Source organism: Mesorhizobium kamtschaticum (assembly GCF_056174585.1).
In genome coordinates, this window is sequence record NZ_CM149691.1 from 2,867,155 (window position 1) to 2,892,708 (window position 25,554).

Here is a 25,554-nt window from a genome sequence, read left to right on the forward strand (position 1 = left end):
GTGGCCGGGCAAGGCTCGACCACGCATCATTTGGGCTGCTTACTTCAGTTCGAAGGTGACGGTGACCTGAACGTTGTAGGCGTTCTCGCCGGCTTGCGTCGGCACTGCCGCACCGGCGGCGGCGTCGAAGGCCTTGGCGTTGATCGCCATCGGCGGCGGGGCGATGTTCTGGTCGGAGATCTCCAGCACCCGGCCAATGCTCACGCCGGCGGCTTCCGCAAGCGTCTTGGCCTTGGCGATTGCGCTGGCCACAGCTTTCTTGCGGGCCGCGTCGATGGTCGCTGCCGGGTTGTCATTGGTGAAGGAGATGCCGCCGCCTTGGTTGACGCCGAGCGACACGGCCTTGTCGAGGATTTCGCCGGTCTTGTCGATGTCGCGCACGCGCACCGCAAGCGTGTTGGTCACCTGGTAGGCGACAAGCTCGGCCTCCTGGCTGCCGTCCGGCTTGTTGGTGTAGTTGTAACGCGGGTTGATCTGGATGCCCGCGGTCTGCAGGTCGCGATCCTTGATGCCCGCCGCCTTCATCGCCGCGATCACGGCGGCCATGGCGTCGTTGTTGGCGTCGAGTGCCGCACGCGCCGTCTTGGCTTCGCGCATCACGCTGAGCGACAGCAACGCCAGGTCGGGAGGGATGGTCGCTTCACCTTCGCCCGAAACAATGATGCGGGCGGGCGTCGGCGAATCGGCGGCTCCAGCCATCGCCGGAAAAGCGATTGCAGCGGCGAGCGCGAGGGGCAAAACGTATTTGGTCATGAAAATCTCCTTGGTCTGCGATCCAGTCGCCAAGGTCGAGTAGAGCGCGATTATGGGTTGATTTGGGCGATCCGCGAAAGCCTGGCGGGAAAGCCTTGTGCCGCGATGCGAAAAACATTAATCCAGCCCGCGTGGGGCCTGTAGCTCAATGGTTAGAGCCGGCGGCTCATAACCGCTTGGTTGGGGGTTCGAGTCCCTCCGGGCCCACCAACTTGTTACAAATCAGTGGCTTACGCTTAGTTCTTTGAGTTGAATTGAGCGTTGTCGGGACGTCAAACTGTCCAGCCGACGTGGCGATCCTGACGGCATTGCTGGTGATCTCAGACACCTTGCCGGCGAAGACGTTCGAAGAGCCCAAGAATTCCGCGACGAAGCGCGGCTATCTCCGAAAGGTCTCTCAGATGGCATTACCGCAGTCGAAGCGAATCGCTGATCGCATTCTCCAACTATCATTATCACCGCAACCGTCTGATCACGTTCCCTTCGCCGGCCGTCGACGATCACGCGGTACGCCTGCACCGGGTGATGCGCTCCAGGGTCGGCACCGCCAAGCGGCAAATCAAGCCGGGAGGCGCCACATTCGCACTCTACCTGTACCACGCAGTTCCGTTTCCGCGAGTGGGTCACAAGCAAAATTTGGCCCAAGCAGTCTGCGGGTTGCATCCGAAATACGGATTTCATCGGGCTCCGCGGACGTTTGAATACGTGCGGCGAGATTAACGGTCTCGCCCCACAGGTCGTAGGCAAACCGCCTTTTGCCTATGACGCCCGCGACGATTGGTCCTGAGTTAATTCCAATTCTGAGCCTTAGCCGTTCTCCGGCGAAGCGTTCGTGCTGAACCGCCTCCCGCAGCTCAAGTGCATAGCGCGCGAGGGCTTCTGCATGATCGGATCGCGCGGCGGGCATGCCAGCGACCACCATGACGCAGTCGCCGATTGTCTTGATCTTTTCGCAGCCGTATTGGTCCGACAGCCGATCCGCCGCCTTGAAGAAGTAATTTAAAATAGCGAGCGTCGTCACGGCTCCGACGCTCCGCGCTCTTTCCGTAAAACCGACGATGTCGGCAAAAAGCACACTTACCTCTGCGTGGTTGTCGGCAATTTGTTCGTCTGACTTTAACCGCTCCGCGATCGACGCCGGAAGAATGTTGAGGAGCAGGGTTTCGGCGCGCTGGTATTCGCGCTGCAATCCCTCTTGGCTCTCCCTCAACGCCTCGTTCATCGATTGTAATTTCTCGTTGAGTTGACGCTCCCTCTCTTGCAGGAGCGTCATTTCATAAGCCTTCTGTTGAAGCCGCCGCTTATTGTCTCGTTCGGCAGTGACGTCGAGAAAGAGCAGCCACACGCAGTCATCGTCAGCAAAAAGATGAAGATCCGCGACACGGCCGCTGGGCAGTTCGACCATAGGCATATGATATGGAAGCTCCGGGCAAGGCAGCAAACCTTCCATGAATTCAAGCTGATCGGCAACAGGCTTACCAATGCGAAGCGATGAGAGCCCGTAATGTTTAACGTTACCGCCCTTCGTCGCTATGCAAAGCTGGGCGTCAATTTTCACATATGCGATAGAGTGCTCGTTGTAGAAGAAATTGTAGGTCCATTTTCCGACTTCTCTTGGCAATCTATGCATGGTCTATTTCGTGACCATCGAAGCAAGTTGACGAAACGCGTCATCGACATGTTCGCCCGAAAGCGCACTTGTCAGATAGATTTGCCATCCGCGTTGCCTCAGTTCATCAATCTCTCCATCCGGTATCACCCACTTATCGGCCAAATCGGATTTGTTGAACAGCAATACAAACGGCATAGCGCCGAATTCGGCCTCGACGCGCTCGCGCAGCGTGAGCGCTGCGGCAAGAGTAGCGGCGCGGGTTCCATCGACGACAAGCACGAGCCCTGTCGCACCTCGCACATGGCTGACGCGGAATGAGCCGATATCATCTTCGCCGGCCAAATCCCACAAAATCAGATCCACGGTTTTGTCCGGTAGTGCGACACTCTTCTTGTCGATTTTCACGCCCACCGTGGTCAGGTAGGTTTCTGAAAAGATGCTTTGCACAAACCTGCGGACCAGGCTCGTCTTGCCGACAGAGAACCCGCCCAGCATGCAGATCTTTTTTGCAACATCTTGGGCTCCGCCCTAGTCCAGGTTTACCGTAACCGAAACCCGGCGATTGGTGGAGCTACCTGTTTGACTATTTTCTGGCACAGCCGGTTCAAAGGTGCCCGCGCCCCGAACCAGCAGCAGTTCCGGAGCGACGCCGCGCTTGTTGAGAAGCGCACGAACTGTCTCCGCGCGGGCGGCGCTGATCGACGCGTTGGCCGTCTCACGGCCCGTGCCGTCCGAATGGCCGGTCAACATGAACCGCGCCGTTACGCCTGACTCGCGGGCATTTTGGGCGAATTCCTTTATTTGATCCGCCAACCTGTCGAGAACCGGCATCTGCTCTGGTCCCGGCACAACTTTGCCGGAAGAGAAGAAGATATCGGTTGTCTGGATGGCCTCTCTCAAATGATTGAGTTCTGCAAGGTCCAGCTCATGCAGTTGCGAGACATCCAGAACCACTCCGTCCGCCGAAAGTTGTTCGGCGGCGGCCCGCGCCCGGTTGATCCAGTTGGCAGGAGCCTCACCCACGACAACGATGCGACCCTGGATGATCGAAAGCAGAACCGATTTCGGCGGGGTCAGGGACGCCGTCAGCCGCTTCACCACGAACTTCGGATCAAGGCTCTGATAGAATTGCCACTGTGAATGAACGCGGGCAGGATCGACCTGCGTTCCAGACAACAGCGACTGCGGGTCGGCGGCAAGCGGGTCTCTGAGGCCGGAAATGTAGAAATGTCCGCCCCTCTCCGTTTGCTGGGCGACGATGATTCCCGGTTGGGCCTCAAGTCGCGAGACATAATACTGCCAATGCTCCGCCGCGCGTGCTTCGGGGCTCACATCGCGAACCTTGGAGATGTCGAATTCCGGTCCGCCTGCCGAAAGCTGTCGGGCCGCTGCGCGCGCCCGATCTATCCAGGTGTCGGGAGCCTCGCCCTCGGCAACGATGCGATCATCGACGATCGAAAGTCGTACTGTATCCGGCGGATACAGCGACGCCGTCAGCCGCTTCAACACGAACTCCGGCTCAAGGCTCTGATAGAACCGCCACTGCGAATGAACCCGGGCGGGATCGACCTGCGTTCCCGACAGCAGCGACTGCGGGTCGGCGGCAAGCGGGTCTCTCAGGCCGGCAATATAGAATTGGCCGTCGCGTATCTTCTGTTCTGCAACGATGATGCCCGGCTGGGTCCCCAGTCGCGACACATAGGCCTGCCAGCGATCCGCCTCGCGTTCCTCGGAGCTTACATCACGGACCCTGGAGATATCGAATACCGGCCCGCCTGCCGAAAGCTGCTGGGCGGCGGCCTGCGCCCGGTTGATCCACGTGGCAGGAGCCTCGCCTTCGGCAACGATGCGATCATTGACGATCGAAAGTCGTACTGTATCCGGCGGAGCCAGCGACGCCGTCAGCCGCTTCAACACGAACTCCGGCTCAAGGCTCTGATAGAACCGCCACTGCGAATGAACGCGGGCGGGATCGACCTGCGTTCCCGACAGCAGCGACTGCGGGTCGGCGGCAAGCGGGTCTCTCAGGCCGGCAACATAGAAGTGGCCGTCGCGTATCTTCTGTTCCGCAACGATGATGCCCGGCTGGGTCCCCAGTCGCGACACATAGGCCTGCCAGCGATCCGCCTCGCGTTCTTCGAGGCTTACATCACGGACCCTGGAGATATCGAACACCGGCCCGCCTGCCGAAAGCTGCTGGGCGGCGGCTTGCGCCCGGTTGATCCACGTGGCAGGAGCCTCGCCTTCGGCAACGATGCGATCATTGACGATCGAAAGTCGTACTGTATCCGGCGGAGCCAGCGACGCCGTCAGCCGCTTCAACACGAACTCCGGCTCAAGGCTCTGATAGAACCGCCACTGCGAATGAACGCGGGCGGGATCGACCTGCGTTCCGTGCAGCAGAGCTTGCGGGTCGGCGGCAAGCGGGTCTCTCAGGCCGGAAATATAGAATTGGCCATAGCTTACCTTTTGTTCGGCAACGATGATGCCCGGCTGGGTCTCCAGTTGCGACACATAGGCCTGCCAGCGCTGCCCGGATTGCCAGGAAAGAAGGAACCAACCGCCTGCCGGAACCAAAAGCAGCAGGGCTGCAACCACTACCAGCCACGGAAACCCCTGGTTTGATTCCTCCTGTTTCAGCTCAACGCACGTCTGCAATTGCGCCTCTACGCCGGCCAACTGCGAACTGTCGCCGTCAAACTCCCCTAAAGCCTGTGAGCATTCCTCATGGATGCGAAGCAATACATCGCGAACTATTTCATGTAATTCCTCTGGTGGATTTCCTCGGATCACCGAAACCAAGGTCGCGAACTGTCCAACTTCTGACCAGAGACGAAGGTCACCAAGACGGATAGTGTCCAGACTGCTCTGTTCTTTTTCGTTAAATGAGTCTTTCACAAAATCTTGAATTGCACTAAGCATCGAAGAAATAAGCTGAGGATCCTCGCTCGTTGCGTTGTCGGCAGCTACATGCGATATCAAAAGTCCAGAAGTGCGGCTAATGAGAAAGACATGTTCTACACGATATACAAGAGAATGCTTAAGAACAACTTCAGAAAAGCTAGCGCCGGTTCTCCAAGATTCAAATCTCCACTTGAGCCCGTGCCAGGTAAATATATGTCGTAAAGTTTCATTCAGCGACTGAAAGGTCTGGTCGATCTTTTCCCCGATCGACTTGCGAATTGCCGGCAGAAACACCGGGTATAATATATCCGTCAGCGTGCGTGGGCTCTTCTGGATCGACCGTTGCACAGCCCTTTCGACAGCTGGCGCAAGGGCCTCGCCGAGTTGCGCATGAGGCGCTCGAGCGGCCGCACTGGGAAGAACGTCGCCCACGGCTGCCGCGAGCTGCTCCGGTTCATCCAGCAGATGCGTAACTCGTGAAAGCTCCGAAATTTCGCGGCTGACCAGCAACTGGCGCAGCGTTTCCATGCGCGGATCGGCGGTTGGAACTGCCTCGAACTGCGCACGGTAGTCCGGATCAACGTTCCGGGCAATTTCGATCAAAAGACGAGCCAGAGCCTCGCGATCAATCTCTGTATCGTTCGAGGCTGTTCTTTGCGGTAGGTTGATTGGGTCGACGGTTGACGTCAAGGTCCCATCAACTCACTTTCCAGCTACGGTCCGAGTTGTTCTTGCTCCCAACGGGATCCTGATTGAGACACTTTGCAACCTCGACAAACAGGCCAGCCAAAAGATTTCGGTCGGTCTTGACGTTGCTGAGATCGGCAAACATCTTCTCGATCAGCATCTGAACGCCTTCATTCTTCTGCTTGATTTCCTCGCGCAGCAAATGATCGTTCCGATTTATCCGGTCCGAAACGTCGCGCTCAAGCGCGCTCAATTGATCCGACAACGTGCGCACCTGCTTTTCAAGGGCCTGATTTTGCTCGCGAAGATTCCGGTCGATCTCCTTGTCGGCATCGGCTCGTGAGTCTTTCTCGCTCCGCAATTGCCCCGCGAGCGAATCGATCTGCTTCTTTGCATTCGACTCGTACATTTCGAGATTGCGCTTGGCCTCGGATTCGACATCCTTGAAGCGCTGCAAGACCCGTTCTTCAAGCTTGGAAAAGCGGCGGTCATAGTCCTGCATCTGGTTGCCGAACAGCAGATCACGTATCTTGTCGACACCTACAGGGTCGCCGGAGCCCCCGTTTTCGCGAGCCTGGACCCCCATGAAGTTCAGCCCGTTTCCGTCTGCGTTACCTATAAGATTTCCGTCCGCCTTCTTTTCTGAAGAAACGGAATTCGAAGATTCCTTTGCCATGCTTTTGCCCTTCCATTTGAACACCTGCCACAGTGCAAAACCCCATATATAAGAAAGTGAGCATGTCAGCAAAATACCCGGCTCGCAAGCCGGTATCGTCTTGACTTGAGCCGATTCGTGAGGCAGCCGGGCGCATCGCCGACTCAGCAATGGAAGTTTGGGGCGACGCCATTTCAAAAGCGGCAGCCGCGACTGGTCGGGATCAAAGGCGGTAAGCGCGTTCGTCGAAGCGGTGACGCCCCGCAATCTCCGCGTTCACGGTATCCGGCTTTCAACCGCAAGGCGATCAACCGAATAACGACAGCGGCAGGGCGCAGTTTCGCGCTCGAGGAAGGCGATCTGATTTAGCTCGGTAAGAACCGCTTCATCAACTACACGGCAACGCTGCGGGTGTTTGCGCGCGCACTCGCGGATGGCGTGACGAGCCTTCCAGACGTCAAGAAGGGGTCGTAGCGCCGCTGGAGCGGCCTCAGGGCTCCAAGTCGGTAGATGGACTGTTGCGTTGTGCCGCCCCGCGCCGCTCGAGCGCGGTCTTGCGGATGATTTCCGCGATCTCCGGGCTGCTGCTGCACAGCATCTGGAAATCCGCCGCGTGCAGCGACAGAAGTGAGACCACCGTTGCGGCGCTGACGGTTGCCGAACGCCGTTCCCCGCTGATCAGCGCCATCTCACCGAAGAAGGCGCCAGGGCCAAGCTCAACCGGATTCGGCGTCGCGACGCTGACGCGCCCCTCCACGACGAAGAACATCTGATCACCGGGCTCGCCAATGCGGCAGATCACGGCGCCCGCCGGCACCGTGCGAGCTCTTAAAGCGCGCACGATCTCGACCAGCACGGCCGGGCCGAGCTTCTGAAACAACGGCACGGCGGCGACCAATTGCCAATTGCGGACGAAATCCTCGCGACGGACTTCTTGATAGAAGCCCGTGGCAAGAATGCCGGCCCAGAGCCCGAAGATACCGATGCCACTCATCATGACCGCTCCGGCAAGGACGCGGCCGGCGAAGCTTTGCGGGATAGTGTCGCCATAACCGGTCGTGGAAAGCGTGACCACCGCCCACCACATTGCCTGGGGGATGCTGCCGAACTTTTCCGGTTGGATGTCGCGCTCGATGACATAGGCCGCGAGCGCGACAGCGAACAGAACGACGCCGAAAAGCGTGGTGACGCCGATCAGATTGCGCGCTTCATTGGCCAGGACCCTGCCCAGCACCGGGAAGAACGTCGAGTCGCGCAGCGGTTTCAGCAGCCAGACAGCACAGTAGAGGCCCCGGTCGGGCGTGCCGACGAGCAGAAATGCGGCGAGTGGAACCAAGACCGCGAGCACATCGATGGCGATTTTGGGCGTCCTGTCCCGAAGGTCTCCCGTCCGGCGCTTGAGCAGCGTCGCGGCCAGTTGCAGGAGATAGGCGCCCCAGATGACAGCGAGCAGGGCAGCCAGAGCCAGTCTGCTTCGTCCGGACATGTCCGGTATTGTGAGCGCTGCCATCGCCAGAAGCCCAGGCGCAGCCAGCACCGCGTTGAGCGGCGCGTAAATTCTTAAGAAAGGCATTACCGACATTCTATGCCCACGCTACGCCCACGAGCGGCTATACCCTCCAAAATAGGATGCCTTCAAGGCAAGCGTAAAGGTGCTTACTGTCGCTGCGATGTGAATCACCAACGGTGAACTCGGATGTCCGGGATTGCTTCGTGACCGGACGTGAACAGACAGGCCACAACCGACGAGAATGACCCGATCCGGACAATAGCGACGGAAAACTGAAATATCGGAACGTCGCTTCACTCGAGCCCGATCCACACGAAGCCGTCCTGCTTTCGAACAGGTCGGTCGAGCGCTGTCGTGGGCAGTGTGGGGCGGTGGCACCTACAAGTTCAGCGAGAAGACCTCGTTCAACATTCAGATCTCGTATGACGAGCGGAAGAACCTCGGCGTCGCTGCGAACATCGCCTTTGACGTCGTTCCGGGCTTCACGGTCACGGCCGAAGTCGATTACCTCAATGCAGGCAAGTACGACGACGCCGACTTCTCCAACTGGACCGGCGCCGACAAGAAGAGCAGCGTCGGCGGTATCCTCCGCTTCCAGCGCTCGTTCTAAGGGCTGGTTCCTTAGAGCTGAAATCCAGCCCAGGCGCGCAAGCGCCCGGGCTGTTTTTGTTTTGTGACTGGGTCAAGGCCAACAGAAGGATGGGGGTATCGATAGCTGAATAGGGTCCGTGGTTGGTTTCGTGGGATCCGCTGATGGGCGGATGAGATCACAATCGCGTGATTCAAATGTCTTGAAAGGACGCTTCCGAGCGGATAGGGCTGATCTATCCACTCCGGCGGTGTGGCAATTGATGACGAACGAAGCGATTCAAGAGGGTGAACCCTCTGATCATTTTTCGATGGTTTCTTCTCAGACTTCCAAGATACGATACAGTTATAGCAAGATCAGAGAAGTAATGTCGTTCAGGACCTGTCGGCGGAGATAGGATAGTGCGACCGCGTGGGGTGGATGCCGGTGATCTTGGACCGTTCATTTCCAGTCCCAAACCCCGCCCGAAGCCCTGAGCTTGGTGAACGGGCCTTTGGGCCGCCGGCCTTCCGGATCCCTGACCGCAGAGGCTTCAAATTTACTGCCGAAAACGTCACCATGTTCCTGTCGCAGGCAAAGGGCAAGCCATAATGTTCTCTGATTGTTCCTCAATTTGGCCAAAATCACAGCTTCGGGCCGATTAGGCCAAATATGGTCAAACGCCTACTCTTCGCAATGCGTCACGGAGAAACCCGGTGGAATACCGAGGGGCGCTTTCAGGGCCGCAGCGACCATTCCTTGGCGGTTCCCGGGCGGCGGCAGGCCACGGAAAATGGCGGTAGGCTGAAGGCTCATTTCGAACGTCTCGGCGTGAAACCTGCCCGGATCGCGGCCTATACGTCGCCGCTCAAGCGGGCGCGGGAGACGATTGCCATGGCGGCTTTGGAAGTGGGGATTGCCGAAAGCCAGGTCAACATCGACGTTCGTCTCGCGGAAGCCTCGTTCGGCCGCTGGGAGGGGATGACCACGCTGGAGGTAAAGGAGCGTTTTCCCGCCGAGCGCCGCCGACGCAAGGCGGACCGCTGGAATTTCGACTCCCATGATGGTGACAGCTACGCCGATCTGGCGCGTTTAATGGAAAGCTTCCTGGCCGATCTCGATCCGGGGCAGCCGGTACTCGTCGTGTCGCATACCGGGAACATAAGGGTAATGGCCTTCATGCTCGCCGGCCTGACACAGGACGAGGCGATGGCGCTTGCCGTCCCCCATGACGCGGTGCTTCACTTGGACGGGCGCCAATTCACATGGATTTGAATTTGCGAATGCATTTGCCCTGAAGCTCGATCGTCAGGATGGCAAGCGCCTTGCACAGGAAGCGTTTGGCCGCCGGAACTCGATCCCTCCTGGATGTATCGCCGGAAATACCGTCAGATTTTCCCGCTGCTCCTTTGTCGCCAGCAGCCAATCAGAACCTATCTTCTGAAAATCAATAGCTTGCCGACAACCGAGGTCCAATTGATGATGTGGCGTCGATAGTCAACAAGCCGCAGATAATCCTATGCCTTTCCACGCTAAAATAGCCCTTTCGCCGAGTTTCGCAGGTCGTTACCCTACTCCCGGCGCCACTTTCAGCCACGAGGCGCTGTCACGCGGCGGCTCGAATAGCCTGACCTCGAAGTGATTAATGAGCTTGGACGACATTGTCGAAAGTCGTATAGCGGACGACGATCAGCCTGAAGACACAATCAGGAGAGCGTCATCCTTGGACCCTCCTGGGTAATACAAATTGAAAATTGCGGCCTCATGTTTCAAAAGAGGTCGGTAGACCCTGCGAGGACGGTTTCGAAGCCTGTGGGGTCACCCACGGTCCTCAAGGCGAGAATTCTAAAAGACGTTCAAAATGACCCAGCACGTACACAATGCTCGAATTCTCATGTACAGCCACGACACGTTCGGGCTCGGCCACTTGCAGCGCTGCCGGACGATCGCGCATTCGCTGGTCGAGGATTTCCGCGGACTTCAGGTGCTTATCATCTCGGGTGCGACCATCGCTGGCGCCTTCGACTACCGCGCCCGTGTCGACTTCGTGAAGATCCCCAGCGTCATCAAGCTGCGCAACGGCGAATACACCTCGCTGGAAAAGGATATCGATCTGCATGAGACGCTAAGGATGCGCCAGTCAATCATCCGCCACACAGCCGAGACCTTCAGGCCGGATATCTTCATCGTCGACAAGGAACCACTCGGCCTGCGCGGTGAGATCGAGGACACGCTGTCCTACCTCAAGACGCGGGGCACCACGCTCGTGCTTGGCCTGCGCGAGGTGATGGACGCGCCGCATCTGCTCGAAGCAGAGTGGGCACGTAGGGATGTGATGCGCAAGATAGGCCTGTTCTACGACAAGGTCTGGGCCTATGGCCCGCCGGATTTCTACGATCCGTTGACCGGCCTGGATGTGCCGCCGGCAGTCAGGGCAAAGATGAAGTTCGTCGGTTTCCTGCAACGCAGCCTGCAGAAGAACGAGTTGCCCGGCCACCGGCCCGAGGGCGACTATATCCTCGTTACCACCGGTGGTGGCGGTGACGGCGCCGAACTGATCCACGACGTCATCGATGCCTATCAGCAGGATCCGCAATTGCAGCATAGGGCGCTGATCGTGCTTGGGCCTTACATGCCGGCGCGCAAGCGCAACAAGCTGCTCAGGAAGGGGTCCAAGATTCCCTATATCAAGATCATCGAGTTCGACAACCGCATGGAAGACCTGATTGCCGGCGCCAAGGCGGTGGTGGCGATGGGCGGTTATAACACCTATTGCGAGATACTGTCTTTCGACAAGCCGGCGCTGATCGTGCCGCGCGTCAAGCCCCGCGAGGAACAACTGATCCGCGCGCGGCGCGCAGCTGAACTAGGCCTCATCGAGATGCTTTTGCCGGAGGAAGCCGAGGATTCCCAGCGGTTTGCCGATGCACTGAAGGTTCTGCCGGACCGGCCTCGCCCATCGCAGAGCAATCCGCATCTAACGCTGGAAGGGCTGCCTCATATTTCCGAAATCGTTGCAGAACTGCTCGACCGGCGGGCCGGTCATCACCTTTCGGTCATTGAAGGCATGAACTGAGTTGCAACATCGCAAGATCGTCGTGGTTCTGAAGGGCTATCCGCGGCTGTCGGAAACCTTCATCGCTCAGGAACTGCTCGGTCTGGAGCGTGCGGGGTTCGACCTGATACTCGTCGCGCTCAGGCGGCCGACCGACGCAAGACGCCACCCCGTGCATGACGAGATCAAAGCGCCCGTCCATTATCTGCCGGAATATCTGCATGAAGAGCCGTTGCGCGTGGTTCGCTCGCTGTTTGCTTGTCTGCTGCGGCCGGGCTTCTGGCGCGCTCTCGGATCGCTGGCGGCCGATATCCCCGCGACTTTACGCGCAATCGCGTGCGCCGCTTCGGGCAAGCGCTCGTGCTGGCCGCCGAATGGCCGGAAGACGCGGGTTGGCTGCATGCACATTTCGCGCACACGCCGGCATCGGTGACGCGCTATGCCAGCCAGCTTCGTGGCCTGCCCTGGAGCTGCTCGGCCCATGCCAAGGACATCTGGACTTCGGCGGACTGGGATCTGGTTGGCAAGCTTGCCTCGGCGCGCTGGACGGTCACTTGCACGAAAGTCGGTTTCGACCGTCTGAAAAAACTCGCTAACGGCAACTCGTCTGTGCATCTGAGCTATCATGGGCTCGACCTTGATCGCTTCGGCAGTTTCGGCGAGACGCGGAAACAGCATGACGGCTCGGCGCAGGACGAACCGGTTGTCGTTCTGAGTGTCGGGCGCGCCGTTGAAAAGAAAGGTTACGATACCTTGCTGGAGGCCCTTGCCCTCTTGCCTGGTGATTTGGCGTGGCGTTTCGAGCATATCGGCGGCGGCGAGGAACTGGAAGGGCTCAAGGCGCTGGCGCGAAAGCTCGGACTGGATGGTCGCGTCTCTTGGAAAGGCGCGCTTGCGCAGGAGGAGGTGCTTGAGCACTACCGCTGCGCCGACATCTTCGCCCTGGCCTGCAGGATCACCGCAAATGGCGACCGGGACGGTCTGCCGAATGTTCTGGTGGAGGCGGCTAGCCAGCGGCTTGCCTGCTTGTCGACGGATATTTCCGGCGTGCCGGAGCTTCTATCGCCGGATGAAACCGGGCTGCTGGTTCCCACGGAAAACCCGATTGCCCTGGCACAGGCGCTGGAGCGCCTGATCCGTGATCCCGTGCTGCGCGCCCGCCTCGGCGACGCCGCAGAGCGGCGCGTGCGCGGCAATTTCGATCATGTGGCAAGCATTGGACAGCTCAAGGACCTGTTCGAGCGGGAGTGGCGGGCCGCCGAATGAAGCGGCTGCGCGCTTTCTTCTATGTCCAGCACCTGCTCGGCATCGGCCATCTCGCGCGCGCCAGCCGCATTGCGGCTGCTCTGGCCGATGACGGGTTTGACGTAACCGTCGTGACCGGCGGAGCGCCGATCGCGGGGTTTCCGGGACCGGGTGTAAAATCTGTAACTTTGCCGCCTGTCACCTCCGGAGATGAAGGATTTTCCGGGCTTGTCGACCTGCAGGGCAAACCCATCGACGATGATTTCAAGAAATCGCGCTCCGAGATGTTGCTGCAGGCATTTCGGGATTGCAGGCCTGATATCGTCATTGTCGAGGCGTTTCCCTTTGGGCGCCGGCAGATGCGTTTCGAACTCTTGCCGCTGATCGAGGCCATCGAAGCGACGTCGCCCAGACCGCTTTTGGCGACGTCCGTGCGCGACATCCTTCAGGAGCGCGTCAAGCCGGGCCGAAACGAGGAAACGGTCGATCTCGTCAACAGGCATTTCGACCTTGTCATGGTCCATGGCGATCCGGCTTTCGCAACCATCGACAAGACATTTCCACCGGCCGGCGCGATCAGGGCCGAGGTCGCCTACACAGGGCTCGTTGCCGCACCGCGGGCGCCCGCGGCCTCCGAGCGCTTCGACGTTCTGGTGTCGGTTGGCGGCGGGGCTGCGGGAAAGAGCCTTGTCCGGTCCACCATCGCAGCGGCGCGCAATGCCGACAACGCCTGGAAATGGTGTCTGATCACCGGCCCGAACCTGCCGAAAGACGAGTTTGACGCGATTGCAGGCGATGCCACCTCGGGCCTGTCCATCTTCCGGTTCCGCGAGGATTTCGCCAGCCTGCTGGCTGGCGCCCGCCTGTCGGTCTCGCAGGCGGGCTACAACACGGTCTGCGATATCCTGCGCGCGGGGTGTCGCTCGCTGCTCGTTCCCTTTGCAGCCAGCGGGGAAACCGAACAGACGGTTCGCGCCCTGATGCTCGAAGAGCTCGGTCTTGCAACGGTACTGACGGAAAAGGACCTGACGCCTGAAGGTCTGGCGCAAGCGGTTAAACAGGCGCTTGCGAGGCCGGCGCCAACCTCGCATAGTCTCGATCTGGAAGGCGCGCGTCGCTCGGCGCAGATTCTGCGCGACCGGTATCGAACCTGGTCCCCGAAATCCTAGAGCATGATCCCGAAAAGTGGAATCCGGTTTTCGGAAAAGATCATGCTCCAACGTGGGGCCGCGTCTGGGTTCGATTCGCGCAACGCGCTTCAAACAGTTCCAATGAGCATGAAGCGCGTGTATTTTTTTGTCGGCAGTTCGCCGGAGAAGCTGATCTCCCGCAGCGCCGCCATGGCTTCGAAGGCTGCAAGTGAAGGCACGCAGTTAATGTGCGTCGGCTCGCTGAAATAATCGTTCGATTGCAGCAGCACATTCGTGCCTCGCGGAAGCAGGGCAAGCCAGGCGCTGAGATCGGCTATGTGTTCGCAGCTCGTATTGACCACCAGGTCGGGCCGCCCGGCCGCATAGTCTAGTGCGTACATATCTTCCGTCAGGGCCCGGAAGCGGTCGCCGGCTTCCCGGTTGAGGGTCCGTGCGACCGGCCCGACTTCGGGATCGATGTCGATGCTGTCGATCGCCGCGATGTCGAAACGGGCGTCGTTGAAAAGCATTGCCGGCAATACGCCGTACCATCCGCCCAGAACCCATATGCGCCGAACCGGCCGCCGTCGCTTTCGAACAGCTTGTCGAGCGCCCACATCTTGCAGGCGACCTGCTTGTGGTTGAAGGCGTTGGCGATATCGGCCCTCGGATGCTTGGCGATGACGCGCGCCAGCCCGGCCACGAGAGGGTGGTTGACATAGGCAGCAATTCCCCGCGTGAGGTCCAGGGCTTGCTCGTGCCCGTCCAAGCCGGCATTGCGTGGTTGCGTGACATCCATCATATTCGTCTTGTAGGGTGGGATTTCGGGCGACACAACGCAATCTTGCCCCTGCAAGGCTGTTTGATCCGCGGACATGATTATGCTGCTAGCCGCTTCGCCATTGCCTGGAGAGAACCGGTTGCATCTGTCCGGACCGTTGGTGTCCTGCATGCATTGCGGCTTCGAGTTTGTCGTTGGCGACGAAGACATTGCCGATACGCCCTTCGCCGGCAGGTGCTTTTGCATCCTGCATCCTGCCAACTGAAGGACCCACAGCCGCATATGGAACCCAGCCTAGCCCGCTATATCTGGAAGCACACCAGGAAGCAGCAGATCTGGATATTGATGATCGTCCTGCTTTCGATGATCCCGTATTTCATGTCCTTCGATCTGCCGAAGCTGATCGTCAACGGCCCGATCCAGGGCAAGGGGTTCGAGCAACCGGGCGCGACCCTGCCATTCATGAGGCTGCACTATAATCTGCCGTTCATTGGCGAGGTCCAGTTCTTCTCCGGTTTTCAACTCGACCGGACGGCGACGCTGCTTGCCCTGAGCCTTGTGTTCCTCTTGCTGGTCGTCATCAACGGCCTGTTCAAACTCTACATCAACACCTACAAGGGTCGCCTCGGCGAACGCATGCTGCGGCGTATCCGCTTCGATCTGGTCGATCGTGTGCTGCGGTTTCCGCCGATTTACTTCAAGCGGGTGAAATCCGCCGAAGTGGCGACCATGGTAAAGGACGAGGTGGAGCCGCTGGGCGGCTTCATCGGCGATGCCTTCCTGCAGCCGGTGCTGCTCGGCGGCCAGGCGCTGACAGCCATGTTGTTCATCATGGTCCAGAACGTCTGGCTCGGAACGATAGCGCTCGTGATCGTGGCGATCCAGATCGTGCTCATCCCGCGAATGCGGCGGCGGCTGATCGTGCTCGGGCGCCAACGGCAATTGACGGCGCGCGCGCTTTCGGGCCGGGTTGGCGAAATCGTCGACGGCATCGGCGCGGTTCACGTCCACGACACGTCAAACTACGAGCGCGCCGACATAGCTGCCCGGCTCGGGCTGATCTTCAAGATCCGCTTCGATCTTTACCAATGGAAGTTCATGGTAAAGTTCCTCAACAATTTTCTCGCGCAGCTCACGCCCTTTCTGTTCTACATGATCGGCGGGTATCTGGTCATCGGGGGCCGGCTGGACGTCGGCCAGCTCGTGGCCGTGATCGGCGCCTACAAGGACCTGCCCGGACCGATGAAGGAACTGATCGACTGGGATCAGGATCGGCAGGACGTCCAGGTCAAATATCAGCAGGTCGTTGAACAGTTCACCGTCGAGGATATCATTGCGCCGGGAATCGGAGCACTGACGGTCGACGATCCCGGTCCGATGACAAACCCTCTGTCGGCGATCGGTCTGTCCATAGCAGACGATGGCGGTGCAATGCTCCTCAACCGTATCTCCATGCAGGTCAAGCCGGCTGAGACGGTGGCGCTGGTCAGCACCTCAACAGGTGGAGCGGAGGCGCTGGCAGAAGCTTTCGCGCGGCTGAACTGGCCGGAAAGCGGAAAGGTCGCTTCGGGCGCCGATGACCTGCTTGAACTCCCCGAAGCAGTGACCGGCCGGCGGATGTCCTACGCCTCGTCGGATGTTTTCCTGTTCCACGCAAGCCTGCGCGATAACCTGCTCTACGGGCTGAAGCATGCGCCGCTGACATCGGTGACTTATGACGGCGCCGCGGCAGACCAGCAGCGCTGGAACATCGACGAGGCGCGCCGGTCGGGCAATCCGGATTTCGATACCCATAGCGACTGGATCGACTATGCTTCCGCCGGTGCTACCGGCCCGCACGACCTCTTTGAAGCGGTGCGCCGGGTGCTCGACGCGGTTCTTCTGTCGCGCGACATTCTGGATCTTGGCTTGCGCTCGTCGGCCGACCTCACGCGTCACACGAAACTTGCCGGGCGGATCGTCGAACTGCGTGCAGCGCTGCGAACCCGGCTGGAACAGGAAGGGCTGCGCGAACTGGTGGTTCCTTTCGAGCCGGGCGCTTACAACACCGAAGCGACGATCGGCCAGAACCTGCTCTTCGGCGCTGCCGCCGGCCCCGAACTGGCCGACAAGGCACTGGCGGCCAATCCCTATTTTGCTTCTGTGCTGAAGCAAGCCGGCCTCGACCGCACGCTCTACGAAATGGGCATGGAGATCGCCGAACAGGCGATCGAGCTGTTTGCCGACCTGCCGCCCGATCACCAGTTCTTCCAGCAGCTCGCCTTCATGAGCGCCGAGGAGATCCCCGCCTACGAGACCTTGCTGCAGCGGCTCAAGAACCGTCCCTACGAGGTGGTTTCGGAGGCCGACCGGGCCATGATCATCACCTTGAGCTTTGCCTATATCGAGCCCCGGCACCGCTTCGGTCTGCTGAGCGACGAGTTGATGAGCAAGATCGTCGCCGCACGCAACCAGTTTTATGAAAACCTGCCGTCCGAGCTGCAGGGTGCGATCGAACGGTATGATCCTGCCAAATACATTGCCGCGGCCACCGTCATGGATAACGTCCTGTTCGGGCGTGTGGGCAACAACCATCCCGACGCGCCGGACCGCATACGCTCCATCGTCTACGACATTCTTGACGAGCTGGGACTTTACGCCGAGCTTCTGGATGTCGGCCTGGACTTCAACGTCGGCGCCGGCGGCAGGCGGCTGACCGGTGGACAGCGACAGAAGCTCGATGTTGCCCGGGCCCTGCTCAAGCGTCCTGATTTTCTCATTCTCAACCGACCGCTGTCGGCGCTCGACCAGCGCGTTCAGGACAAGGTGCTGCGAAACGTGCTCGAGGAAGCCAGACGCGACGACCATGCGCCGGCAATTGTGTGGGTCGTGACGAGTCCGGCAATGGCGATGATGTTCGATCGCGTTATCGTCTTTGACTCAGGCCAATTGGTGGAGGACGGTACGCACGAGACACTTTTGGCAGAGAACGGTATCTTCAAGGAACTTCTGTCATAGTCTGGCAGACGCGAATTTAGGAAGGTTTGCGACAATGCTGCTCAAGGATGAAGTTGGAATGCTGCAACGCGTTCCCTTGTTCTCTGGCATCGAGCCGGCAAAGCTCAAGCTGCTCGCGTTCACATCCGATCGCGTGAGCTACAGCGCCGGCCAGATCCTTTTCCGGCAGGGCGACGAGGCAGACGCCGCCTATGTCATCCTTTCGGGCAGGGCGGATATTCTGGTCGATTCCGACAGCGGGCCGATAAAAGTTGCCGAACTGCTGCCAAATTCGATCGTCGGCGAGATCGCCATATTGTGCAACAGCTCCCGCACTGCCACCGTCAGAGCGGCGAGTGATCTGGAGGCCTTGAGAATCCGCAAGGATCACTTCCTGAGGCTTATGAAGGAGTTTCCGGAAATGACCATCGAGATATTGCGTGTTCTTGCCGACCGGCTAAGCCATACGACCGCGGATCTGATCGACGCACGAACCGCCTAGAGCTACGATGGGCGAAAAGTAGCATGGACGACGATTTTTTCCAGGTCAGATTTTGGGGCGTGCGCGGCAGCATTGCGGTATCCGGGCCAGAATTCGTTCGCTATGGCGGCAACACAAACTGCATCGAGATGCGATGCGGCAAGCATACGCTTCTGTTCGACGCTGGCTCGGGCTTGCGGCCTGCCGGCAGGGCGTTTCAGGCGGCGGATGTGACCGATTTCGACCTGTTTTTCACCCATTGCCACTACGATCACATCATCGGGCTGCCGGCTTTTGCGCCGATCTTTGACCCGAGCGTCAAACTTACGGTTTGGTCCGGGCATCTTGCAGGACGCATGACGACCCGGCAGATGATCGATGAGTTCATACGGCCGCCGTGGTTTCCGGTGAAAATGGACGTCTGCAAGGCAAAGCTCGACTGCCGCGATTTCGTGTCCGGAGACGTGCTTCGGCCGCGCGAAGGGGTGGTGGTTCGGACCGGCAGTCTAACCCATCCGGGCGGCTGCATAGGCTACCGGGTCGAATGGGGAGGTCGCGTCGTGGCGGTGATCACAGACACCGAGCACGAGCCGGACAAACTCGATCAGTCGGTGCTCGGCCTGATCAGAGATGCCGACCTCGTCATTTACGATTGCACCTACACCGAGAAGGAAATGGAACGCCGTCGCGGGAACGGGCACTCGACATGGCAACAGGGCGTCAAGCTCTGTGAGGCGGCCGGTGCGCGAGGGCTCGCGCTGTTTCACCACGATCCGACACGCACCGACGAGCAACTGGACGCGATGGAGAAACTGGCCAAGGACAGGTTTGCCGGCGCTTTTGCGGCGCGGGATGGCCTTACGCTCCAATTCCCGGTCTCTTTGCCCAAAAAGCGCTGAGCTATTTTTCCTCTCCTTGTTTGAACATGATCTCAGGACAAACGGAAACCGTTTGTCCGAGAAAATCGGATTCCACTTTTCGGGATCATGCTCCAGCGACGCTGCGCCCAATCAATGTCCGGATCGGAAGCCATGCGCAGGCTTCGGTCCGCGCGGTGACTGCGAACAGCCGTTCGAGGAAAAGCCAGGCCGATTCATCATGGACGAGATGATGGGTGAGCAGGCCGACCGGTTCGCCGCCGTCGAATGCTTGCTGCAATTGCGCGATGATGGCCTGAACCAACAGGCCATGGTCGCGGCAGCCGCGCGTGCCATGCCAATCCATGATGTCGACATTGCTGTTGATGACCGCCAGGGAAGCCGGCTTCGGCGGCCCGAAGACCGACAATGCCGCAAACCCTATCGATCCAAGGTCGGATACCATGCCGGCGTCGATCCTGTTCCAGGGCGGCACCAGCATCGGAACGGCACGTGTGCCGTGCAGTCCGGCTATGTGCGACAGTCCGCGAGCCAGCTCATCGAGCACCGCCTCGCGTGGCCGATGCACGCCGAGCTCCTGCTTTTCTGGTCCTCGGGCGCATGATTTCGGTGCGCCCAGCCATGGATGGCGACCGTGGCCTGCGGCGCCTCGTCAAGCCGCACGACAAGCTTCCCGTCGGTCTGCGCCGGAATGACGGCCAGAGTGACCGGAACCGCGAATTCGCCGGTGAGGTCGAGCAGCCGATCAAGCGCCGGCGTCGGATCCACGGCATCATCGTCGCGCAGCCAGAACTCCGCCTTGCGGCCCGCCCGTTGCAGGCGCGCCAGTTCTTCCACCAAGGGCTGCCAGATGGGGTCGGATGTCATGAGACCGGGATCTTTTTGAGAAGTTCGGCCAGCCGCGCCGCTGCACCGCCTAGGGAACGTTCCTCGAGGACGAAACGTCTGGCTTGTGCGGCCATGATGGTTCTTTCGTCGTTACGGGCCAGAAGCCTTGCAATGGCGGAAGCGAACGCCTCGACATCGCCCGGCGGAGTGAGAAACCCGGTCTGGCCATCCCGCACGACCTCCGGCACGCCGGCAATGTCTTGAGCCACCACCGGAAGGCCGGCGGCCTGTGCTTCAAGATAGGCAACGCCATAGGCCTCGCCGTAACCCGGCCAGACGTAGATTCCCCCGCTGTAAAGAACATCCGGCACGGCGGCCGGCTCGATCGCGCCAAGCCATTCGATACGGTCGGCGGGCAAGCCGGCGAATTGCGCTTTGACCTCGTCACGGGCAGGCCCGTCCCCGACGACCGACATGGTCCAGGGCAGGTGGCCGATCGAGCCGAGGGCTTGCGCCAGCATGCGATAGCTTTCGACTTTGTCGCCCGGGCGCATCATGGCGACGGTAACGAGGCGCGTCGGACAACCCCGTGACGGCATGTCGCGGAATGCCGATGTGTCGATGAAGGGCGAAAGCATATCGAAAACGGCCTGGGGAATCGCATCTGTCAGCCCCTGGCGATCCCTTTGGGTGAAGCAGATGTTCAGCGCCGCCTTTTCGATGGCTCGCGCCACCAACGCCTGGCTATCGGCCCACAAGCCGGCGTTGCGTCGCCTGGAATAGGAGGCTTCCGCTGTCACATAGGGGACAGCAAAGGTCGACGCCAGCTCGGGCCCGATCAAGTCGGGCGCCTTGTAATAGGGATGGTAGGTGAACCAGAGATCGGGCTTGCCGTCACGATGCCAAAGCTTGGTCAGCCGCGCGGCTTCGTCCGCGGCCTCTATCTTGAGCGCATCGAAACTTTTCGGCTCCGGCTGGCGTAGATAGAAGCGCAACTCAGATGCCAGTTCGACGCTATGCCCTCCGTGCTCCAGCGCCTTGACCAGCATCCGTGCCATCTGGCGGTCGCCGGAGACGACGGGATGATTGGGTGACTTCAGCGGCGCGTAGAAGGCAATTCGCATCGCGCGACCCTATCATCGGAAAGCCTGCGCAAGTCAATTTCGAAGCACGATCGACTTCACCTTCAAGCGTTGGAATGTGCTATCTAATGCTCATGGAAACAGCTGTCGCGTCCGACCCGTTTGTCGGTTCCTTGCCAGTCTTCGCAAAGTTCGAAAGCGTTGCCGATATCGACAATTATCGGCCTCTGCCCGATGGCTGGGCGCTGGCCACCGCCGACATTGTCGGCTCGACCAAGGCGATCGAGGCGGGGCGCTATAAAACCGTCAATATGGCCGGCGCCAGCGTCATTTCGGCGCTGCTCAATGCGCTGGGCCGGCAAGATCTTCCCTATGTCTTCGGCGGCGACGGCGCACTCGTGGCGTTTCCCGGCTCGGCGCTTGAGATCGCCCGCAACGCGCTGGCTTCTGTCCAGAGATGGGTGGCGGACGAACTGGACCTGACCTTGCGTGCGGCAATCGTGCCGATAAAGGACATAAGAGCGCAAGGCTTCGATGTTCGCGTGGCGAGGTTCCAGGCCTCCGAAGCGGCCTTCTATGCCATGTTCGCCGGCGGTGGCGGCAGTTGGGCGGAAGCCGAGATGAAAGCCGGGCGCTACCGCATCGACCCTGCGCCGGCCGGCGCGCGGCCGGATCTGACGGGCCTCTCCTGCCGCTGGAACCCGATCGAAGCCCGGCACGGCGAAATCGTCTCGATCATAGCCATACCGGGGGCTTCGCGAGACTTGCGCGGTTTTCAGTTTCTGGCGTCCGACATCATCGCCCTTGCCGGCAGGCAGGAGCGTGATGGCCACCCGGTGCCGGTGGACGGGCCGGCCTACAGTCTGTTGCCCGCCGGCCTCGATGTTGAGGCGCGGGCCACGGCGCCGCCAGGGCGGCGGTGGCGGGTGAAGCTGTGGGTGATGTTCCTGATGACGCTTACGGCTGTCACCGATAGATTTGGCTGGACGATCGGCCGTTTCGATCCGAAGGTCTACAAACGCGAGGTGGCCAGCAATTCGGATTTCCGCAAGTTCGACGACGGCTTGAAGATGACCATCGATGTTGACGCGGATGTCTTACACCGGATCGAGAACCGGCTGAAACAGGCGGAAGAGGCGGGCATTTGCAGCTATGGCCTGCACCGCCAGAAGTCGGCCTTGATGACCTGCCTCGTCATCTCGCCGCTGCAGCCCGATCATGTTCATTTCATCGATGGCGCCGACGGCGGCTATGCGATGGCTGCCGCAAGCCTGAAGGCGAAGGCGCCGGTCCAATGACGGCTTGCGGAAATCGATTTTCGGCAATATGCCTCGGCCATGGTTCTTTGGGACCCGGTGAGCCCCGCCATGGGCGCGGGTAGTCTGTCCGAATTGACGGGAAAGCAGTTTTTTGGACGCCTCACGATCGACATATGACAGTCTTCTGAACCGGATTTCGACGCGCGTCGCACAGGTCGGCGTGATCGGACTGGGCTATGTCGGGTTGCCGTTGGCGGTTGCGATCGCACACGCCGGCTTCCAGGTTTCCGGCTTCGACATCGAAGCCCAGAAGGTCGAGAGCCTGAACAACGGCCAATCCTACATTGAGGCGGTGACGTCGACAGCCCTTGCCAGCCAGGTGGCGAGCGGACGGTTCCGCGCCACCGCGGACTTTGCCGAACTGGCCGTCTGCGATGTCATCATCATCTGCGTTCCGACACCGCTGACGAAACACCGTGAGCCAGACCTCTCCTTTGTCAGGAACACGGCAGGCACCATCGCGAAGCATCTGCGTCTCGGCCAGCTGATCGTGCTGGAATCGACCACCTATCCCGGCACCACTGACGACGTGGTCAAGCCCATACTGGAAGAAACCGGCTTGCAGTCGAAGATAGACTTCTTCCTCGGCTTCTCGCCCGAACGCGAGGATCCCGGCAACCGCAGCTTTGTAGTCGCGACGATCCCCAAGGTTGTGGCAGGCGACGGCATTGAAGCGGCGACGCTCGTGCAGGCTTTCTACCAGAACGTGGTCGAGACCGTCGTTCCGGTTTCCACCACGGCGACCGCCGAGGCGGTCAAGCTGACGGAAAACATCTTCCGCTCGGTCAATATAGCCCTCGTCAACGAGTTGAAGGTCGTGCTCGGTGCGATGGGCATCGACATCTGGGAGGTGATCGAGGCGGCAAAGACCAAGCCCTTCGGCTATATGCCTTTCTATCCTGGCCCGGGACTTGGCGGGCACTGCGTCCCGATCGATCCCTTCTATCTGACGTGGAAGGCGCGCGAATACGAACTGCCGACCCGCTTCATCGAGCTGGCGGCGGAGATCAACACGGCCATGCCGCGTCATGTGGTCGATGAACTGGCGAAGGCACTGGACCGGCGCTGCGGCAAAGCGCTCAGCCGCTCGCGCATTCTCATCATCGGGCTAGCCTATAAGAAGAATGTGCCCGACATCCGCGAAAGCCCCTCACTGCGGCTCATTGAACTCATCGAGGAATGGGGCGGCAAGGCGGAATTCCACGATCCGCATGTTACCGAGATCCCGACCACACGGGAGCATATGGCGATCAAGGGGCGTTGCTCGGTCGAATTGACCGAGGCGGCCTTAAAGGATTTCGATGCTGTCGTCGTTGCAACCGACCACGACGCGATCGACTATCAGACGATCGCTGATCACGCCCTTCTGATCGTCGACACACGCAATGTTTTTGGCCGCCTCGGGCTGGCCCGAGAGACGGTGGTGAAGGCCTGACGGCGTCTGAGCCGGCGAATTTTTTGCCCGATGTCAGGATCGTGATTGCACTTCGCCGGCAGCCTCGCCACATAATGATAAATGCAGTTGCGCTTGCTCCTTGGCTGCAAGGACAGTCATCGCCGCTTTTGCCGCCGAAGCCAGCCTCGTTGACTTCGGCGGCTTATCTTTGGATCGTTGGCGGACTGAGTTATGGCGGATCAATGGACGGGTTTCGAGACAGCATGAACACAGCGCAAGCAGAAATTTCCACCATTCTCATGGATAAGGTTGCCGATTGGCTGACCCAGTCGGCGCTGGCCGGCAACGACCTGGAAACATTGGTAAAAGGCTTTTGTGAACGGCTGGCTGCCGCCGGTCTGCCACTGAAGCGGGTGCATTTGAGTTTTTCGATGCTTCATCCGCTTTATGACGCGCTTGGCTTCACCTGGCTTCGCGGCCAGGGCATGGAAATGGAAGGCTTCCGCAAGGAGGGCGGCGTGCAGTCCGACAGATTCCTGACCAGCCCATACTACCATCTGCTCAGCAACAAGCTCGACCATCTGCGGCGCCGGTTCAACGCGTCGGAGCCGTCGGAGTTTCCTGTTTTCGATGAGCTCAAGCTTATGGGCGTCACCGATTACATGGCTTTCGTCCATCCCTTCAACGGCAACACCAGTCAGGGCATGTTGGGGTCTTGGTCCACCGACAGTGCTGCAGGCTTCAGCGACAGCATGATTGCGGCGCTGCTGCGAATCCAGAACCATCTCGCTATCGCAACCAAGATGGCGGTGCTCACCAAGCTCGCCGACAACATGATGACCACTTATCTCGGCGGCGACGCCGGCAGGCGCGTGCTGGACGGCCAGATCAAGCGCGGCGAGGGCGACACGATCCGGGCCGCACTGGTCATGGGCGATATGCGCGGGTCGACTAGGCTTGCCGAAACCTCTGGCCGCGAAATCTATATCGATACGCTGAACCAGTTTTTCGATGCCATTGCTGCACCTTTCAATCGCAGAGGCGGGCAGATCATGAGTTTCCTGGGGGATGGCTTCATCGCCGTCTACCCTTGCGAAAGGCACCGCTCGCAGTCCGAGATCGCCTGCCAGGCTGCTCTTGCGGCAGCGCACAAGGCCACCGCGCGCATGATGGATCTCAATCTGCGCAGAAAGGAGCGGGGGCTGGGCGACATACAATTTGGTATCGGCCTGCATGTGGGTAATGTGATGTTCGGCAATGTCGGGCTTACCGACCGGCTCACATTCTCTGTCTTCGGCTCGGCCGTAAACGAGGTCCAGCGCCTACAGACCCTGACCAAGAAATATCCGCACAGCGTTCTCGCCAGCGAAGACTTCGCCAGCTACTGCGGCGCCAGCAGCTGGTTGACGCTCGGCAAGGAGGAACTGCGGGGCATCAAGCAGAAGCTGACGGTGCTTGCACCCGATCTGTCGGGTGCTCTCGCACTCGATGAAGACGCTGCGCTGGAGCCGGCCCACGACCGAAGATCGGACGCCGAGCAGGTCATGCTGCTTCATCGCGATACCGCGCGGATATCGGCGGGCGACCCGGCGAAGCTCCAGTAACCGCCACGATCCGGTCCGAACGCCATTGGTAGGCAGTCCGGTTCGTCGGTTCCGCCACTGGCGACCGTTTCGAATCCAAGTTGCTCTAAG

General features: G+C 59.9%; 18 protein-coding genes, 1 tRNA gene and 4 pseudogenes. 13 read left to right on the forward strand and 10 right to left on the reverse strand.

What is annotated here, in order from left to right; translation table 11 throughout:
• Positions 1 to 39 precede the first annotated feature (39 nt).
• Positions 40 to 753, reverse strand: a complete 714-nt coding sequence (locus AC0V7N_RS14100) for an SIMPL domain-containing protein (protein ID WP_475458421.1) — start codon at positions 751 to 753, stop codon at positions 40 to 42.
• Between the two features lie 134 nt (positions 754 to 887).
• Between AC0V7N_RS14100 and AC0V7N_RS14105 the strand changes: the two genes are divergently transcribed.
• Positions 888 to 963 (forward strand) — tRNA-Ile (locus AC0V7N_RS14105).
• Positions 964 to 1,312: 349 nt separating this feature from the next.
• Here AC0V7N_RS14105 and AC0V7N_RS14110 read toward each other — a convergent pair.
• The 5 genes from AC0V7N_RS14110 to AC0V7N_RS14130 all read right to left on the reverse strand — a co-directional run bounded on the left by AC0V7N_RS14110 (position 1,313) and on the right by AC0V7N_RS14130 (position 8,193).
• Positions 1,313 to 2,383: an adenylate/guanylate cyclase domain-containing protein gene (locus AC0V7N_RS14110; RefSeq protein ID WP_475458423.1), complete on the reverse strand. Its 1,071-nt coding sequence runs from the start codon at positions 2,381 to 2,383 to the stop codon at positions 1,313 to 1,315.
• Positions 2,384 to 2,386: 3 nt separating this feature from the next.
• Positions 2,387 to 2,860 (reverse strand): ADP-ribosylation factor-like protein, encoded by a 474-nt coding sequence (locus AC0V7N_RS14115; RefSeq protein WP_496627899.1) that lies wholly within the window; start codon positions 2,858 to 2,860, stop codon positions 2,387 to 2,389.
• A 33-nt stretch (positions 2,861 to 2,893) separates the two neighbouring features.
• Positions 2,894 to 5,959 carry an OmpA family protein gene (locus tag AC0V7N_RS14120; protein WP_475458426.1) on the reverse strand — a complete coding sequence of 1,022 codons (3,066 nt, stop codon included), beginning with the start codon at positions 5,957 to 5,959 and terminating at the stop codon, positions 2,894 to 2,896.
• A 7-nt stretch (positions 5,960 to 5,966) separates the two neighbouring features.
• Complete coding sequence (locus AC0V7N_RS14125; RefSeq protein WP_496627900.1) at positions 5,967 to 6,878, reverse strand: hypothetical protein; 912 nt, start codon at positions 6,876 to 6,878, stop codon at positions 5,967 to 5,969.
• 223 nt (positions 6,879 to 7,101) lie between these two features.
• Positions 7,102 to 8,193 carry a cyclic nucleotide-gated potassium channel gene (locus AC0V7N_RS14130; protein WP_475458429.1) on the reverse strand — a complete coding sequence of 364 codons (1,092 nt, stop codon included), beginning with the start codon at positions 8,191 to 8,193 and terminating at the stop codon, positions 7,102 to 7,104.
• Positions 8,194 to 8,473: 280 nt separating this feature from the next.
• Here AC0V7N_RS14130 and AC0V7N_RS14135 point away from each other — a divergent pair.
• The 3 genes and pseudogenes from AC0V7N_RS14135 to AC0V7N_RS14145 all read left to right on the forward strand — a co-directional run.
• Positions 8,474 to 8,731 (forward strand): annotated as a pseudogene (locus AC0V7N_RS14135) (porin); the annotation flags it as partial.
• 399 nt (positions 8,732 to 9,130) lie between these two features.
• The gene (locus AC0V7N_RS14140; RefSeq protein ID WP_496627901.1) at positions 9,131 to 9,301 is read left to right on the forward strand and encodes a hypothetical protein; all 171 of its coding nucleotides are present in this window, start codon (positions 9,131 to 9,133) and stop codon (positions 9,299 to 9,301) included.
• Between the two features lie 60 nt (positions 9,302 to 9,361).
• Positions 9,362 to 9,964, forward strand: a complete 603-nt coding sequence (locus AC0V7N_RS14145; protein WP_475458431.1) for a histidine phosphatase family protein — start codon at positions 9,362 to 9,364, stop codon at positions 9,962 to 9,964.
• Here AC0V7N_RS14145 and AC0V7N_RS14150 read toward each other — a convergent pair.
• Positions 9,951 to 10,115 (reverse strand): hypothetical protein, encoded by a 165-nt coding sequence (locus tag AC0V7N_RS14150; RefSeq protein WP_475458433.1) that lies wholly within the window; start codon positions 10,113 to 10,115, stop codon positions 9,951 to 9,953. The two genes, AC0V7N_RS14145 and AC0V7N_RS14150, sit on opposite strands and share 14 nt — an antisense overlap.
• A 435-nt stretch (positions 10,116 to 10,550) precedes the next feature.
• Here AC0V7N_RS14150 and AC0V7N_RS14155 point away from each other — a divergent pair, with 435 nt between their 5' ends.
• From AC0V7N_RS14155 to AC0V7N_RS14165, 3 genes and pseudogenes are all read left to right on the forward strand, one after another.
• Complete coding sequence (locus AC0V7N_RS14155; protein ID WP_258582144.1) at positions 10,551 to 11,765, forward strand: glycosyltransferase family protein; 1,215 nt, start codon at positions 10,551 to 10,553, stop codon at positions 11,763 to 11,765.
• Between the two features lies 1 nt (position 11,766).
• Positions 11,767 to 13,010: pseudogene (locus AC0V7N_RS14160) on the forward strand (glycosyltransferase).
• A complete protein-coding gene (locus tag AC0V7N_RS14165; RefSeq protein WP_475458438.1) occupies positions 13,007 to 14,158 on the forward strand; it encodes a glycosyltransferase family protein in 1,152 nt (383 codons plus the stop codon). Before AC0V7N_RS14160 ends, AC0V7N_RS14165 begins: the two are co-directional and overlap by 4 nt.
• 89 nt (positions 14,159 to 14,247) lie before the next feature.
• Here the strand turns inward: AC0V7N_RS14165 and AC0V7N_RS14170 are convergent.
• Positions 14,248 to 14,918: pseudogene (locus tag AC0V7N_RS14170) on the reverse strand (class I SAM-dependent methyltransferase).
• 264 nt (positions 14,919 to 15,182) lie between these two features.
• Between AC0V7N_RS14170 and AC0V7N_RS14175 the strand changes: the two are divergent.
• The 3 genes from AC0V7N_RS14175 to AC0V7N_RS14185 are packed head-to-tail and all read left to right on the forward strand — an operon-like array spanning position 15,183 to position 19,256.
• Positions 15,183 to 17,897 carry an ABC transporter transmembrane domain-containing protein gene (locus AC0V7N_RS14175; protein ID WP_475458440.1) on the forward strand — a complete coding sequence of 905 codons (2,715 nt, stop codon included), beginning with the start codon at positions 15,183 to 15,185 and terminating at the stop codon, positions 17,895 to 17,897.
• Positions 17,898 to 17,931: 34 nt separating this feature from the next.
• Positions 17,932 to 18,378: a cyclic nucleotide-binding domain-containing protein gene (locus AC0V7N_RS14180; RefSeq protein WP_475458442.1), complete on the forward strand. Its 447-nt coding sequence runs from the start codon at positions 17,932 to 17,934 to the stop codon at positions 18,376 to 18,378.
• A 23-nt stretch (positions 18,379 to 18,401) separates the two neighbouring features.
• Positions 18,402 to 19,256 (forward strand): MBL fold metallo-hydrolase, encoded by an 855-nt coding sequence (locus AC0V7N_RS14185; protein ID WP_475458445.1) that lies wholly within the window; start codon positions 18,402 to 18,404, stop codon positions 19,254 to 19,256.
• A gap of 85 nt (positions 19,257 to 19,341) precedes the next feature.
• Here the strand turns inward: AC0V7N_RS14185 and AC0V7N_RS14190 are convergent.
• Together AC0V7N_RS14190 and AC0V7N_RS14195 are read right to left on the reverse strand one after the other, a co-directional pair.
• Positions 19,342 to 20,102, reverse strand: a pseudogene (locus tag AC0V7N_RS14190) (polysaccharide deacetylase family protein).
• A complete protein-coding gene (locus tag AC0V7N_RS14195; RefSeq protein ID WP_496627902.1) occupies positions 20,099 to 21,187 on the reverse strand; it encodes a glycosyltransferase in 1,089 nt (362 codons plus the stop codon). The pseudogene AC0V7N_RS14190 and the gene AC0V7N_RS14195 overlap by 4 nt, the downstream one beginning before the upstream one ends.
• A gap of 74 nt (positions 21,188 to 21,261) precedes the next feature.
• Here AC0V7N_RS14195 and AC0V7N_RS14200 point away from each other — a divergent pair, with 74 nt between their 5' ends.
• The 3 genes from AC0V7N_RS14200 to AC0V7N_RS14210 all read left to right on the forward strand — a co-directional run bounded on the left by AC0V7N_RS14200 (position 21,262) and on the right by AC0V7N_RS14210 (position 25,464).
• Complete coding sequence (locus tag AC0V7N_RS14200) at positions 21,262 to 22,443, forward strand: DUF3095 domain-containing protein (protein WP_258582152.1); 1,182 nt, start codon at positions 21,262 to 21,264, stop codon at positions 22,441 to 22,443.
• Positions 22,444 to 22,555: 112 nt separating this feature from the next.
• Positions 22,556 to 23,899 carry a nucleotide sugar dehydrogenase gene (locus AC0V7N_RS14205; RefSeq protein ID WP_258582153.1) on the forward strand — a complete coding sequence of 448 codons (1,344 nt, stop codon included), beginning with the start codon at positions 22,556 to 22,558 and terminating at the stop codon, positions 23,897 to 23,899.
• Between the two features lie 224 nt (positions 23,900 to 24,123).
• A complete protein-coding gene (locus AC0V7N_RS14210) occupies positions 24,124 to 25,464 on the forward strand; it encodes an adenylate/guanylate cyclase domain-containing protein (RefSeq protein WP_475460325.1) in 1,341 nt (446 codons plus the stop codon).
• Positions 25,465 to 25,554 lie beyond the last annotated feature (90 nt).